This window comes from Pseudacidovorax sp. NFM-22, from assembly GCF_021401245.1.
GTDB lineage: Bacteria > Pseudomonadota > Gammaproteobacteria > Burkholderiales > Burkholderiaceae_C > Xenophilus.
In genome coordinates this window covers 465,442-478,282 of the sequence record NZ_JACBFY010000006.1, presented here as the reverse complement: position 1 = coordinate 478,282, position 12,841 = coordinate 465,442, and the positions used below count along the sequence as shown (strand labels likewise).

The window sequence follows — 12,841 nt, the reverse complement described above, 5'->3', positions numbered from 1 at the left end:
CCAGCCATGACTGGCTATTCCGACCCCGGCTTCGACACGCTCGCGCTGCATGCCGGCGCCGCGCCCGACCCGGCCACCGGCGCCCGCGCGGTGCCCATCCACCTGACGACCTCCTTCGTCTTCGAATCCAGCGACCATGCGGCGGCGCTCTTCAACCTGGAGCGCGCCGGCCACGTCTACAGCCGCATCAGCAACCCGACCAATGCGGTCCTGGAGCAGCGGGTGGCCGCGCTCGAAGGCGGCATCGGCGCCATCGCGACCGCCAGCGGCCAGGCCGCACTGCACCTGGCCGTGGCCACGCTGATGGGCGCGGGCTCGCACATCGTGGCCAGCACGGCACTCTACGGCGGCTCGCAGAACCTGCTGCACTACACGATGCGCCGCTTCGGCATCGAGACGACCTTCGTCAAGCCCGGCGACATCGATGGCTGGCGCGCCGCCATCCGGCCGGAGACGAAGCTGCTCTTCGGCGAGACCGTCGGCAACCCCGGCCTGGACGTGCTGGACATTCCCACCATCGCCCAGATCGCCCGCGAGGCCAAGGTGCCGCTGCTGGTCGATTCGACGCTCACCTCGCCCTACCTCATCAAGCCCTTCGACTGGGGCGCGGACCTGGTCTACCACTCGGCCACCAAGTTCCTCTCGGGCCACGGCACGGTGATCGGCGGCGTGCTGGTCGACGGCGGCAGCTTCGACTGGGAGGCTTCCGGCCGCTTTCCGGAGCTGACGCAGGGCTACGACGGCTTCCACGGCATGGTGTTCAGCGAGGAGAGCACCGTGGGCGCCTTCCTGCTGCGCGCCCGCCGCGAGGGCCTGCGCGACTTCGGCGCGGCCATGAGCCCGCACACGGCCTGGCTGATCCTGCAGGGCATCGAAACGCTGCCGCTGCGCATGGAGCGCCACGTGGCCAACACCGAGCGCGTGGTGCAGTTCCTGGCCAGCCATCCCTTTGTCTCACGCGTGGGGCATCCGCTGCTGGAGTCGCACCCCAGCCACGCGCTGGCCGGCCGGCTGCTCCGCGGTGGCGCACGTGGGGCGGGGGCGGTGTTCAGCTTCGACATCAAGGGCAGCCGGACGCAGGGCAAGGCCTTCATCGAGGCGCTGCGGCTGTTCAGCCACCTGGCCAACGTGGGCGACTGCCGCTCGCTGGTGATCCATCCGGCCAGCACCACGCACTTCCGCATGAGCGACGAGGCGCTGGCAGGCGCGGGCATCGGGCAAGGGACGATCCGCCTGTCCATCGGCCTGGAGGATGCGGACGACCTGATCGACGACCTCAAGCGCGCGCTGAAAGCCGCCGAGAAAGCGGGGGCCTGAGATGGAATTGCAGGTCAACGGCCACCGCGCCTATGCCTATACCGGCGGCAAGCCCTTCGACGCCGCCAAGCCGACCGTGGTCTTCATCCACGGCGTGCTCAACGACCACAGCGTGTGGATCCTGCAGAGCCGCTGGTTCGCCCACCATGGCTGGAACGTGCTGGCGGTCGATCTGCCCGGCCATTGCCGCAGCGCGGGCGCGCCGCCCGCTTCGGTCGAGACGGCCGCCGACTTCGTGCTCGCGCTGCTGGATGCCGCTGGCGTGGCGCGCGCCGCGCTGGTGGGTCACAGCTTCGGCTCGCTGATCGCGCTGGAGGCCGCGGCCCGCGCGCCGGAGCGGGTCACGCACCTGGCGCTGGTGGGCACGGCCTATCCGATGGCGGTGTCGCCAGCGCTGCTCGACAGTTCGCTGAACGCGCCGCAGAAGGCCATCGACATGGTCAACGTGTTCTCGCATTCCATGCTGGCGCCGCCGCCGTCCTCGCTCGGGCCGGGCACCTGGCTGATGGGCGGTTCGCGGGCGCTGATGCGGCGGGTGCTGGCGAGCAACCCGGCCGTCAACGTCTTCCACACCGGCTTCAAGGCCTGCAACGACTATGCGGGCGGGGAGGCGGCGATGGAGAAGGTGCGCTGCCCGGTGCTCTTCCTGCTCGGCGGCGCCGACCAGATGACGCCGCCGCGCGCCACCAAGGCGCTGCGCGACAAGGCGCCGGGCGCCCGCGTGGTGACGGTGAAGGCCGGGCATGCGCTGATGAGCGAGGCGCCCGACGCGGTGCTGTTCGCGCTGCGCGACTTCCTGGGCTGAGGCCCTCAGTTGAGGACGATCAGGCGCTCGACCTCCACCTCGGTGGTGCGCAGGCCCTTCTCGAATTCGCCGTGCAGTTCGACGCGCTGCTCGGCGCCGAGCGTACGGCCGGCCGGGAAGTGGTGCGGCTCGATCTCCACGCGGATGCGGCCGGTGTCGTCGGCGAAGGTGTAGTTCTCGCCGCCGTCGTGCGACACGATGCGGCCCTGCAGCCGCACCTGCTGGTCGTCGCGGCCGCTGTCGAGCAGCTGGCGCACGGTGCTGACGGGCACGGTGCTGGGGCCGCTGTAGCCGCCGGGCGCTGCGGCCACCGGGGCCGGCGCGGCGCTCTGTGCGGAGGCGGCACTGCCTGCGGCGCCGGCCGTGCCGGCGGCCAGCAGCGAGAGGGCGAGGGTCGAGGCGAGGATGGAAGAACGCATGGGGCAAGGCTCCTGAAGAGGGTTGGGACGAGGCCGGTTCGGCTCGACGAATCCGACGGGACGAAGGCTGTACCCGGAATCCCGGGCCAGTGAAGTCATTGGGCGGCCCGAAGATGAAGGCCAACTGATGGCCCTCGGTGCGTGTCAGCGCGGCGGAAAGTCCACGATGGCCGAGAGCCCGCGCCCGTCCAGCCCTTCTTCGAAGTGCAGCCGCGCCCCGTGCAGCGCCGCGATGCGCGCCACGATGGACAGGCCCAGGCCGTTGCCCGGCTGGCCGCTGCCCAGCACCCGGAAGAAGCGCTCGCCCAACCGCTGGCGCTGCGCGGGTGGCACGCCGGGCCCGTCGTCGCGCACGGCCAGGCGCGTGCCGCCGCCGGGCAGGGCCGTGCTTTCCACGCGGATGCGCGCGTCGGGGCCGCCGTAGCGGCGGGCGTTGTCGACCAGGTTGCGCACCAGCGTGGCCAGCAGCGCGGGATGGCCGACGATGACCGGAACCGACAGTGCCGTCCCGATGCGCGCAGCGTCGGCAGGCGCCACGCCAGGGCCGCCACGGCCCGGCCCGGCGCCGGCCAGCGCCTCGTCCACCAGGGGCAAGAGCGGCACCGGCTCGACCGCCTCCAGCGTCCTCACCGGGTCCAGCCGCGCCAGCGCGAGCAGGCTTTCGACCAGCTGCGTGCTGCGGTCCACGTCGGCCCGCAACTGGCGCGCCTCCTCCGCCGGCAGGTGGCCCTGGCGGGCGAGCAGCTGCACGCGGTTGCGCAGGGCGGCCAGCGGAGTGCGCAGCTCATGCGCGGCATCGCTGGTGAAGCGGCGCTCGTTTTCCATCGCCATCCCCAACCGGGCCAGCAGGCCGTCCAGCGCGCCGAGGATGGGACGCAGCTCCTGCGGCATGCCTTGCGCGTCGACGGGCGTCAGGTCCTGCGGCGACTTGGCGGCGATGCCGGCGGCGGCGGTCTCCAGCGGCCGCAGCAGCCGGCGGATGGCGAACCAGCACACGCCCACGAGCAGCAGCAGCAGGCCGAGCGCCGGCCAGGCCAGGCGCTCGGCGATGTCCTCCAGCAGGTCCAGCCGCTCTTCCCAGGGCTGGCCGACCTGGGCCTGCAGACCGGTGGCGGGGTCGCGCAGCACATGCACGCGCCAGTAGTGGCCGTCCACCCGCACGTTGTAGTGCTCGTCGTTGCCCGTGAGCTGCGCGACGAAGGGCGCGGCCGGCGCCTCCCTGCCCCGCTGCAGCACGCGGCCGTCGGGCGACACCAGCTGGTAGTAGATGCGCAGGCGCAATCCATCGCTGCGCGCGCCGGCCGCCGCCGCCGTGGCGGGCTCGCGGCCCAGGCGCAGCACGAGCTGGGCGCTTTCCTCCAGCGCCTCGTCGAAGGTTTCGCTCACACCATGCCAGGCCACCTGGATGACGATGGCCAGGCTGACCAGCCAGACCACCACGCTGGCGGCCACGACGGTGGCCAGCAGGCGGCGGCGCAGCGACCAGGGGCGGTCCGCCCTCATGCAGGCGCCAGGCCGTAGCCCTGGTTGCGCACCGTCGTGATGAAGGCGCTGCCCAGCTTGCGCCGCAGGTTGTAGATGTGGACCTCGATGGCGTTGCTTTCCACCTCTTCGCCCCAGCCGTAGAGCGCCTCCTCGATCTGCGCCCGGCTGAGGATGTGGGTGGGCCGGCGCATCAGCGCTTCGAGCACGGCGAACTCGCGCGCGGTGAGCGACACGGGGGCGCCATCCCGCGTCGCGCGCTTGGCGACCGGGTCGAGCATGACGCCCCCATGCTGCAGCACCGGCGAAGGCTGCCGGGCTTCGCGCCGCAGCGCCGCGCGCACGCGGGCGGAGAGTTCTTCGAGGTCGAAGGGCTTGACCAGGTAGTCGTCGGCGCCCAGGTCCAGGCCCTCGACGCGCTCGGCCAGCGTGTCGCGCGCGGTGATGAGCAGCACCGGCAGCGTGGCGCCACGGGCGCGCAGGGCCTGCAGCACGCCATCGCCATCGAGCCCGGGCAGACCCCGGTCGAGCAGCACGCACTGGTAGTCGTGCATGGCCAGCGCCGTCACGGCCTGGTCGCCGCGCTGCAGCCAGTCCACGGCGTGGCCGTCCATCTGCAGCCATGACTGCACGGTGGCGCCCAGCGAGGCATCGTCTTCGACCAGCAGGATCCGCATGGGCGCAGGCTAGGACGAGGGGATGAAGGGAATCTGAGGCCCTTCAGCGATCTTCCACGGCGAAGGCATCATCCTGCCGCGACCCCAGCGCCTGCAGCAGCGCGGTGACCGCGGCGTCGGCCGGCCGGGCAGCGGGCGGAGAGTCCAGCATGCGCGCCAGGGTGCCGGCGTGCGGCAGCATCGGGCCCAGGAAATGCACGCCCTGCGGCCCCGCCAGCAGCAGCGTGGGAAAGGTCTCGACATCGAATTCGTCGGCCAGGTCGGCGTGGTCCTCCACGTCGACCCAGGCGAAGCGCAGTTGCGGATGCGTGCGCTGGGCCTCGGCGAACAGGGCGCGGTAGTCGCGGCAGGTGCCGCACCATTCGGCGCACAGGCACACGGCCCAGGTGGAATCGGCTGCGGGGGCGTCGGTCACGGTGCGGGCGTCAGGGTCTTGGAAAGGGGCTTTGGCCAGGGAAAAGGCCGTCGCTATTATGGGCAACGCCCTCCGAGGCGACAGGAGACAGCGATGAATCCCTCCCCCGCCGCCGCGCGCACGCCGGCCGGTGCTGCCGTCGATCCGCGCCAGTTCTCGAGCTTTGCCGAGTTCTATCCCTTCTACCTGAGCGAGCATGCCGACCGCACCTGCCGGCGCCTGCATTTCATCGGCTCCACGCTGGCGCTGGCCAGCCTGGCAGTGCTGGTGGTGACGGCCAACCCGTGGTGGCTGCTAGGCGCGCTCTTCGCCGGCTACGGCTTCGCCTGGGTCGGCCACTTCGCCTTCGAGAAGAACAGGCCGGCCTCGTTCAAGCGGCCGCTCTACAGCTTCATGGGCGACTGGGTGATGTATCGCGACATCTGGGCCGGACGCGTCAAGCTCTGATCAGGACCGCTTCGGGACGCGACCCGCGCACTCAGGTGCCGACGCCATCCGCCCGCGGGATGCCTTCGCCAGAGCCCGGCGACCGCTCCGACGCCAGTGCGTCGGCCAGCGTCAGGCGCGTCAGCGGGGCCCGCTCCCACATCGGCTCCAGCACCGGCTTGCGGGGCAGGAGCAGCGCCTCGACCATCGGCGCCAGCAGGGTGGCGGCCGGGTCCACCAACAGCACGTAGCGCGGATCGCCACTCGCCGGCTCCTCGGCCAGCGGAGCCACCCAGTCGAGCGACACCAGCGCCTCGATGACAGGGGTCAGCTGCAACACGTCGACCCGCAGGCGCCTGGCCATCTCCTGCGCCCCCATCCCGCGGGCCGGCCCCTTGCGGGCCTGGGCCAGCAGGCGAAGCGCCTCGATGCCGAGCTGCATGGGCCAGCCCGGCCGACCACCGCGCCGGGCCACGCCAGACAGCAGGATCGGCAAATAGGCCGCAATCACCGCACCCAGCAGCACGATCACCCAGGCGGTGTAGATCCAGATCAGCAGGATGGGCGCGGTGGCGAAGGCGCCATAGAGCACCGAGTACGTGGGCACGAAGCTCAGATACCAAGCCAGCACCCGCTTGGCCACCTCGATGGCCGCCGCGACGAACAGGCCACCCGCCCAGGCATGGGCCCAGCGCACCTGCGTGTTGGGCACATAGTGGTAGAGCGAGGCCATGCCCAGCGCCAGCAGCAGGAACTCCGCCCCGTCGAACAGCCAGCGCAGGTTGAGGCCCGCCTGGCCGATCAGGCCGCGCGAGGCGCTGAATACGTAGGCCGTGGTGGACAGGCTCACTGCCAGCAGCAGCGGGCCCAGCGTGATCGAGGCCCAGTAGATCAGCACCCGCTGCGCCAGGGGCCGCGGCCGCTGCACGCGCCAGATGCCGTTGAGCGTCTTGTCGATGGTCAGGATCAGCGCGATGGCCGTGATCAGCAGCACCCCCAGGCCCACGATGCCCAGCCCGCTGGCCGCGCCGGCGAACTGCGTCAGATAGCCCAGCACCTGACGCGCGATGTTCTCGGGAATGAGGCTTTGCACCAGCCAGCGCTGCAGCCGGTCCTGCAGCGTGGCGAAGATGGGGAAGACGGTGAACAGCGCCAGTGCCACCGTGAAGAAGGGCACCAGGGCGATGGTGGTGGTGAAGGTGAGGCTGCCGGCCGTGAGGGCCAGCCGATCGTCGCGGAACCGCTCGCCCAGCACCGCCGCGGTGCTGCGCCACGGAAAGCGCGTGAGATCCCTCCAGAGCCGATGGCGAATCATGCTGGGTATCATGCCACCGCCCTTCGACACCCCCCGCCGCGCCTGTCTGCCGCGGCCTCTTTTCCTCCCCCCGTTTTGAACACGCCCTCCGCCCCCCCCTCGGCCTCCGTCGTCGCCACGCGCGTGCTGGCGGTGGGCTGCCTGCTGGGGCTGATCGGGCTGGGCCTGGCCTGGGAACTCTGGCTGGCGCCGCTGCGCCCCGGCGGCAGCTGGCTGGCGCTGAAGGTGCTGCCGCTGCTGGTGCCGCTGGCGGGGCTGCTCAAGTGGCGGCTGTACACCTACCGCTGGCTGAGCCTGATGATCTGGCTCTATTTCACCGAAGGCGTGGTGCGCGCCTGGAGCGATACGCTGCCGACGAGCCGCGCCCTCGCGGGCATCGAGATCGTGCTGTGCCTGCTGCTCTTCGTGGCATGCGCCTGGCATGTGCGCCTGCGGCTGCGGGCCGGCCAGCGGATGCGCGCTGCCGACCCATCGACTTCCTGAAACCATGACGACCCCTGTCCTGATCGAATCGCTGCGCGCCATCGTCGGCGCCGCCCATGTGCTCACCGATGGTGACCTTACCGCCTACGAACAGGACTGGCGCAAGCGGGCCCGCGGCAAGGCGCTGGCCGTGGTGCGCCCCGGCAGCACCGCCGAGGTGGCGGCCGTGGTCAAGGCCTGCGCCGCCGCCGGCACGGCCATCGTGCCGCAGGGCGGCAACACGGGCCTGGCCGTGGGCTCCATCCCCGACGAGAGCGGCAGCCAGGTGGTGCTGAGCCTGGCGCGCATGGCCGGCGTGCGCGAGATCGACGCGGCCAACCTCACCATCACCGTCGAGGCCGGCTGCGTGCTGCAGGTGCTGCAGGAGACCGCCGCCAAGGCCGGTTTCCTGTTCCCGCTCAGCCTGGCGGCCGAAGGCAGCTGCACCATCGGCGGCAATCTGGCGACCAACGCGGGCGGCACCCAGGTGCTGCGCTACGGCAATGCCCGCGAGCTGTGCCTCGGCCTGGAGGTGGTGACCGCCCAGGGCGAGGTGTGGGACGGCACAAGCGGCCTGCGCAAGGACAACACCGGCTACGACCTGCGCGACCTGATGGTCGGCAGCGAGGGCACGCTGGGCATCATCACGGCCGCCACGCTCAAGCTCTTTCCGCAGCCGGCGGCGCGGCTCACGGCCTGGGCGGCGGTGGGCTCCTTCGACGACGCGGTGCAGCTACTGGGCCAGGCCCAGCGCCACCTGGGCGCGGGGCTGACGGGCTTCGAGGTGATGGGCCGCTTCGCCCTCAGCCTGGTGCGCCGGCACATGCCGCAGCTGCGCGTGCCCTTCGCCGACGAGGCGGGCGACGGCCATCCGTACTTCGTGCTGCTGGAGAACTCCGACAGCGAGTCCGAGGACCATGCCCGCGCCCGCTTCGAATCGCTGCTGGAAGCGGCCTTCGAATCCGGCTGCGTGGCCGATGCCGTGGTGGCCGAGAACCTGTCGCAGGCGCACGAGCTCTGGCACATCCGCGAGAGCATTCCGCTGGCCCAGGCCGAGGAAGGCCTCAACATCAAGCACGACATCTCGCTGCCGGTGTCGCGCATCCCGACCTTCTGCGCCGAGACCGACGCCCTGCTGGCGCGCGAAATCCCGGGCGTGCGGCTGGTCAACTTCGGCCACCTGGGCGATGGCAACCTGCACTACAACGTCCAGGCGCCCGCCGAAGGCGATGCCAAGGCCTTCCTGCGCGAGCAGGAGAAGCGGGTCAACGAACTCGTCTATGCGCAGGTGCAGAAGTTCGGCGGCTCCTTCTCGGCCGAGCACGGCATCGGCAGCCTGAAGGTCCAGACGCTCGAACAGCACAAGTCGCCCGTGGCGCTGGGCATGATGCGGGCCATCAAGTCGGCGCTGGACCCCCAGGGCCTGCTCAATCCAGGCCGGGTCCTGGCGGCCTGAACGCCTGCGCGACCCGGAACCCGGGACACCCCTGCATGCCCCATGCCGTCGCCCGCCTGCGTGCGGACCGTCTCGCGCGCAGCACCAAGCCGTTCATGGCGCGTGGTGGCTTCAAGCGCGAGCGTTGCCCGGCCTGCCGACTGGTGCCCAGCCACTGCATGTGCGCACTGCGGCCCGCGCTGACCGTGCGCGCGGGCGTGTGCCTGCTCATGGCCGACATCGAGCCGCTCAAACCCACCAACACGGGCTGGCTGGTGGCCGACGTGGTGCCCGACACCTTCGCCTTCGGCTGGACGCGGACGCAGCCCGACCCGGCCCTGCTGGCGCTGCTGCGCGACCCGCAATGGCAGCCGCTGGTGGTGTTTCCCGGTCAGTACGCCGCGCCCGAGCGTGTGGTCGAGGCCGTGCCGCCGGCTGTGGGGGCGAACGGCGAGGGCGGCCGCCGACCGCTCTTCGTTTTGCTGGACGCCACATGGACCGAGGCGCGCAAGATGTTCAGGCGCAGCCCCTACCTCGATGCCTTCCCGGTGCTGAGCCTGTCGCCGACGAAGTCGTCCCAGTACCGCCTGCGCCAGACCTGCCACGAGCACCACCTCTGCACCAGCGAGGTCGCCGCGCTGTGCCTCGAACTCGCCGACGAGCCGCGGGCGGCCCGCGTGCTCGACGCCTACCTGGACGTCTTCACCCATCACTACCTGCAGGCGAAGAACCAGCAACCGGTCGACCCGGACGGCAGCGCCCGGCAACGGCTGCGCGCCCTGTCGTCAGCGCCGGCCGCCGATCCCGGCGCCAGCGACACGCGCCCGGAGGGCGCCTTCTAGAATCCGGCCTGCTTTTGCGACCGCCCATGACCCGCGCCGACACCCACCCCATCCGCTCCCAGTACGAAGACTTCATGCGCCATGTGGACACGCATGGCGTCTTCAAGAGCGACCGCACCGGCACCGGCACCAAGAGCGTGTTCGGCCACCAGATGCGCTTCGACCTGCGCGAAGGCTTCCCGCTGGTGACCACCAAGAAGGTCCACCTCAAGTCCATCATCCATGAGCTGCTGTGGTTCCTGGCCGGCTCGTCCGACAACAACTGGCTGCGCGAACGTGGCGTGACCATCTGGGACGAATGGGCGCGCGAGGACGGCGACCTCGGCCCCGTGTATGGCGTGCAGTGGCGCAGCTGGCCCACGCCCGACGGCGGCCACATCGACCAGATCGCGCAGGTGGTCGAACAGCTCAAGACCAACCCCGACTCGCGCCGCATCATCGTCAGCGCCTGGAACGTGGCCGAGCTCTCGAAGATGGCGCTGATGCCCTGCCACGCCTTCTTCCAGTTCTACGTGGCCGAGGGGCGGCTGTCATGCCAGCTCTACCAGCGCAGCGCCGATATCTTCCTGGGCGTGCCCTTCAACATCGCCAGCTATGCGCTGCTGACCCACATGCTGGCGCAGCAGTGCGACCTGGAGGTGGGCGACTTCATCTGGACCGGCGGCGACTGCCACATCTACAGCAACCACGCGGAGCAGGTGGCGCTGCAGCTCTCGCGCGAGCCGCGGCCGTACCCCACGCTGCGCATCAAGCGCCGGCCGGCCAGCATCTTCGACTACCAGTTCGAGGACTTCGAATTCGAGGGCTACGACCCGCACCCGGCCATCAAGGCGCCGGTGGCGGTCTGATCCAGGCGCTGCCATGTCGAAGGGCCGCCTGAACCTGATCTACGCCCGCGCCGCCAACGGCGTCATCGGGAAGGACAACGCCCTGCCTTGGCATCTGCCCGAGGACATGGCGCACTTTCGCACCCAGACCCGCGGCTGCCCGGTCATCATGGGTCGCCGTACCTGGGATTCGCTGCCGCCGCGCTTCCGGCCGCTGCCCGGCCGCACCAACATCGTGGTGACGCGCCAGGCGGACTGGCAGGCCGAGGGCGCCATGCGCGTCGGCAGCCTGGCCGAGGCCATCGCCGCCGCGGGCGATGCACAGGATGTGTGGGTGATCGGCGGCGCCCAGCTCTATGCCGAGGCCGCGCCGCTGGCCCGACGCGCCGTCGTGACCGAGATCGACCGCGACTTCGAAGGCGACGCCTTCGCGCCGGTGCTCGATGCCGGCTGGCGCGAGACGGCGCGCGAGACGCACATCAGCGCCGCGCCCGAAGCCCTGCCCTTCGCGTTCGTGATCTACGAGCGGGGCTGACGGCTGCCCGGCGTCCGCTGCGTCCGCCGATGAAGCTCAAGCACCTCGAGGTCTTCCACGCCGTCATGCTGACGGGCAGCGTGAGCGCCGCCGCGCGGCTGCTGCATGTGACGCAGCCGGCTGCCACGCAGACGCTGCAGCATGCCGAGCTGCAGCTGGGCTATGCCCTCTTCACGCGGCAGCGCAACCGGCTGGTGCCCACGCCCGAGGCGCAGGCGCTGTATGCGGAGGTGCAGCCGCTGATGGCGCAGCTGGAGCGGGTGCGCCGCGTGGCGCTGGCGCTCGGCCGCGACCAAGGTACGCCGCTGCGGGTGCTGATCGTGCCCTCGCTCGCGGTGCGGGCGCTGCCCGACGCGCTGGCCGTCTTCAAGCGGCGCCATCCCGACATGCCAGTCACCATCCGCACGCTGCATTCGCGCGAGATCGCGCAGGCGATGGCGCTGCACGAGGGCGACGTGGGCATCGTCTATGGCAGCGCGCCGCATCCGGCCCTGCACGAGGAGGCCATCGCCAGCGGCCGGCTGGTGTGCGTCTCGCGCGTGGACCATGCCGGCGCCGACACCCGCGCCACCGTGGCGCTGGACGAGGTGCTGCGCAGTCCCATCATCCGTATCGACGAGCGCGACCCCATCGGCACCATGCTGGCCGAACAGTGGTCGAGGCTGGGCGTGGCGCCCACGGGCGGCATCACGGTGCAGACGCACCACATCGCGCTGGTGCTGGCCGAACAGGGTTTCGGGCCCGCCATCGTCGACTCCTTCACCGCCCAGGCCCGGCGTGACGAGGCCCTGCATGTGCGCACGCTGCTGCCGGAGATCGCGGTGGAGGTGCGGGCGCTGCTGCCACAGGGCGTGCGCTCGCCGCGGCCGGTGGCCGACTTCCTGAAGGCGCTGCGGGCCGTCACCGCCGAGCCTCGCTGAGCGGCCGGCGGTACCCACGCCGGGCCGGAAGGCCGGCACGGGCGGTCAGCGGCGGGATCGTCGACGCGGGCGGGGATCAGGCCGGCGCCTTCTGCCGCATCGGTGGTGCTGCGCGTTGCGCCAGCGCCCAGGCCACCGTGGCCCGCGCCAGGGCGGCCGTGGCATCGATCACCGGCAGCCCGGCTCGCCCGGCATCGAGCACCAGCGGGATCTCGGTGCAGCCCAGCACCAGAATGCGCGCGCCGCGGTCGGCCAGGGCCTGGGCGGCCTGGCGCAGGCAGCCCTCGCCCTGTGCCAGATCGCCGGCCTTGATGGCCTGGATGCCCGGCATCACCCACCGGGCCAGTTCGTCCGGTGTCGGCATCTGCCAGCGGACGGCGGCGCCGGCGCGCCGGACATACAGGCCCGACGCCAGCGTGGCCGGCGTGGCCAGCAGACCAAGCGCCGCCCCGGGCGGCGCCTGCCGCACAGCCTCGTCCAGCGCGGCATCCACCAGGTGGAGCATCGGCAGGCCGAGCGCGGCCTGCAGCGGCTCGAACCACAGGTGCGCCGTGTTGCAGGGCATGACCAGCAGCCGCGCGCCCGCATCCGCCAGCCGCCTGGCGCTGTCCACGAGCGCAGGCAACGGCGACGCGCCCTCGCCCAGGAAGGCGGCCGTCCGGTCGGGAATCTGGGGGATGGAGCTGACCAGCAGCGGCAGGTGATCCTGGTCGCAGCGGGCGGGCGTCGCGGCCAGCACCTTGTGCATGAAGTCCAGGGTCGCGAGCGGCCCCATGCCGCCCAGGATGCCGATGGGGGCCAGCGGGGGCGTGTCGCGGCCAGCCTCGGGCGCGGTCATCGTCGGCAAAAAGGCGGCAACAGGCATGGACCGATGCTAGGTGGCCGCCCGAGGCCGCGGCCATCGCGTCTGCGGCGGCAGCCATCAGCACGGCTTATGGTCTTCGTCATCCCCAAACGCACGTCG

15 protein-coding genes are annotated in these 12,841 nt (G+C 71.5%); 9 read left to right on the top strand and 6 right to left on the bottom strand.

Annotation, left to right across the window (positions count from 1 at the left end):
• Positions 1 to 6 precede the first annotated feature (6 nt).
• Together L0984_RS22595 and L0984_RS22590 are read left to right on the top strand one after the other, a co-directional pair.
• Entirely contained in the window at positions 7 to 1,317 is a 1,311-nt protein-coding gene (locus L0984_RS22595; protein ID WP_234196587.1) for an O-acetylhomoserine aminocarboxypropyltransferase, read from the top strand.
• Position 1,318: 1 nt separating this feature from the next.
• Positions 1,319 to 2,122 carry an alpha/beta fold hydrolase gene (locus L0984_RS22590; RefSeq protein ID WP_234196586.1) on the top strand — a complete coding sequence of 268 codons (804 nt, stop codon included), beginning with the start codon at positions 1,319 to 1,321 and terminating at the stop codon, positions 2,120 to 2,122.
• A gap of 5 nt (positions 2,123 to 2,127) precedes the next feature.
• Here the strand turns inward: L0984_RS22590 and L0984_RS22585 are convergent, their stop codons facing one another.
• From L0984_RS22585 to L0984_RS22570, 4 genes are all read right to left on the bottom strand, one after another.
• Positions 2,128 to 2,541 (bottom strand): YgiW/YdeI family stress tolerance OB fold protein, encoded by a 414-nt coding sequence (locus L0984_RS22585; protein ID WP_234196585.1) that lies wholly within the window; start codon positions 2,539 to 2,541, stop codon positions 2,128 to 2,130.
• 144 nt (positions 2,542 to 2,685) lie between these two features.
• The gene (locus L0984_RS22580; protein ID WP_234196584.1) at positions 2,686 to 4,044 is read right to left on the bottom strand and encodes an ATP-binding protein; all 1,359 of its coding nucleotides are present in this window, start codon (positions 4,042 to 4,044) and stop codon (positions 2,686 to 2,688) included.
• Positions 4,041 to 4,700 carry a response regulator transcription factor gene (locus tag L0984_RS22575; RefSeq protein WP_234196583.1) on the bottom strand — a complete coding sequence of 220 codons (660 nt, stop codon included), beginning with the start codon at positions 4,698 to 4,700 and terminating at the stop codon, positions 4,041 to 4,043. The genes L0984_RS22580 and L0984_RS22575 overlap by 4 nt, the downstream gene beginning before the upstream one ends.
• 43 nt (positions 4,701 to 4,743) lie before the next feature.
• Entirely contained in the window at positions 4,744 to 5,115 is a 372-nt protein-coding gene (locus tag L0984_RS22570; RefSeq protein WP_234196582.1) for a thioredoxin family protein, read from the bottom strand.
• A 93-nt stretch (positions 5,116 to 5,208) separates the two neighbouring features.
• Between L0984_RS22570 and L0984_RS22565 the strand changes: the two genes are divergently transcribed.
• Entirely contained in the window at positions 5,209 to 5,562 is a 354-nt protein-coding gene (locus L0984_RS22565) for a DUF962 domain-containing protein (RefSeq protein WP_234196581.1), read from the top strand.
• A gap of 31 nt (positions 5,563 to 5,593) precedes the next feature.
• On the opposite strand, the gene L0984_RS22560 is transcribed toward L0984_RS22565, so the two are convergent.
• A complete protein-coding gene (locus L0984_RS22560; RefSeq protein ID WP_234196580.1) occupies positions 5,594 to 6,868 on the bottom strand; it encodes a YihY family inner membrane protein in 1,275 nt (424 codons plus the stop codon).
• A 63-nt stretch (positions 6,869 to 6,931) separates the two neighbouring features.
• Here L0984_RS22560 and L0984_RS22555 point away from each other — a divergent pair, with 63 nt between their 5' ends.
• Genes L0984_RS22555 through L0984_RS22530 form a run of 6 tightly spaced genes read left to right on the top strand, consistent with a single transcriptional unit; the run spans position 6,932 to position 11,877 of the window.
• Positions 6,932 to 7,339: a DUF2069 domain-containing protein gene (locus L0984_RS22555; RefSeq protein WP_234196579.1), complete on the top strand. Its 408-nt coding sequence runs from the start codon at positions 6,932 to 6,934 to the stop codon at positions 7,337 to 7,339.
• 4 nt (positions 7,340 to 7,343) lie between these two features.
• Positions 7,344 to 8,774, top strand: a complete 1,431-nt coding sequence (locus L0984_RS22550) for an FAD-binding oxidoreductase (RefSeq protein WP_234196578.1) — start codon at positions 7,344 to 7,346, stop codon at positions 8,772 to 8,774.
• A gap of 35 nt (positions 8,775 to 8,809) precedes the next feature.
• A complete protein-coding gene (locus tag L0984_RS22545; RefSeq protein ID WP_234196577.1) occupies positions 8,810 to 9,595 on the top strand; it encodes a tRNA-uridine aminocarboxypropyltransferase in 786 nt (261 codons plus the stop codon).
• Positions 9,596 to 9,621: 26 nt separating this feature from the next.
• A complete protein-coding gene (locus L0984_RS22540) occupies positions 9,622 to 10,443 on the top strand; it encodes a thymidylate synthase (RefSeq protein WP_234196576.1) in 822 nt (273 codons plus the stop codon).
• Between the two features lie 13 nt (positions 10,444 to 10,456).
• Positions 10,457 to 10,957: a dihydrofolate reductase gene (locus L0984_RS22535; protein ID WP_234196575.1), complete on the top strand. Its 501-nt coding sequence runs from the start codon at positions 10,457 to 10,459 to the stop codon at positions 10,955 to 10,957.
• Positions 10,958 to 10,986: 29 nt separating this feature from the next.
• Positions 10,987 to 11,877 carry a LysR family transcriptional regulator gene (locus L0984_RS22530; protein WP_234196574.1) on the top strand — a complete coding sequence of 297 codons (891 nt, stop codon included), beginning with the start codon at positions 10,987 to 10,989 and terminating at the stop codon, positions 11,875 to 11,877.
• Between the two features lie 76 nt (positions 11,878 to 11,953).
• Here the strand turns inward: L0984_RS22530 and L0984_RS22525 are convergent, their stop codons facing one another.
• Positions 11,954 to 12,742, bottom strand: a complete 789-nt coding sequence (locus L0984_RS22525) for an aspartate/glutamate racemase family protein (protein ID WP_234196573.1) — start codon at positions 12,740 to 12,742, stop codon at positions 11,954 to 11,956.
• Positions 12,743 to 12,841: the final 99 nt, after the last annotated feature.

Bases quoted from the DNA above. Each gene is read 5' to 3' on its own strand.
- L0984_RS22530 (WP_234196574.1), top strand. From the start codon at position 10,987: ATGAAGCTCAAGCACCTCGAGGTCTTCCACGCCGTCATGCTGACGGGC.
- L0984_RS22560 (WP_234196580.1), bottom strand. From the start codon at position 6,868: ATGATACCCAGCATGATTCGCCATCGGCTCTGGAGGGATCTCACGCGC.
- L0984_RS22595 (WP_234196587.1), top strand. From the start codon at position 7: ATGACTGGCTATTCCGACCCCGGCTTCGACACGCTCGCGCTGCATGCC.
- L0984_RS22535 (WP_234196575.1), top strand. From the start codon at position 10,457: ATGTCGAAGGGCCGCCTGAACCTGATCTACGCCCGCGCCGCCAACGGC.
- L0984_RS22540 (WP_234196576.1), top strand. From the start codon at position 9,622: ATGACCCGCGCCGACACCCACCCCATCCGCTCCCAGTACGAAGACTTC.
- L0984_RS22545 (WP_234196577.1), top strand. From the start codon at position 8,810: ATGCCCCATGCCGTCGCCCGCCTGCGTGCGGACCGTCTCGCGCGCAGC.
- L0984_RS22550 (WP_234196578.1), top strand. From the start codon at position 7,344: ATGACGACCCCTGTCCTGATCGAATCGCTGCGCGCCATCGTCGGCGCC.
- L0984_RS22565 (WP_234196581.1), top strand. From the start codon at position 5,209: ATGAATCCCTCCCCCGCCGCCGCGCGCACGCCGGCCGGTGCTGCCGTC.
- L0984_RS22590 (WP_234196586.1), top strand. From the start codon at position 1,319: ATGGAATTGCAGGTCAACGGCCACCGCGCCTATGCCTATACCGGCGGC.
- L0984_RS22580 (WP_234196584.1), bottom strand. From the start codon at position 4,044: ATGAGGGCGGACCGCCCCTGGTCGCTGCGCCGCCGCCTGCTGGCCACC.
- L0984_RS22585 (WP_234196585.1), bottom strand. From the start codon at position 2,541: ATGCGTTCTTCCATCCTCGCCTCGACCCTCGCCCTCTCGCTGCTGGCC.
- L0984_RS22575 (WP_234196583.1), bottom strand. From the start codon at position 4,700: ATGCGGATCCTGCTGGTCGAAGACGATGCCTCGCTGGGCGCCACCGTG.
- L0984_RS22525 (WP_234196573.1), bottom strand. From the start codon at position 12,742: ATGCCTGTTGCCGCCTTTTTGCCGACGATGACCGCGCCCGAGGCTGGC.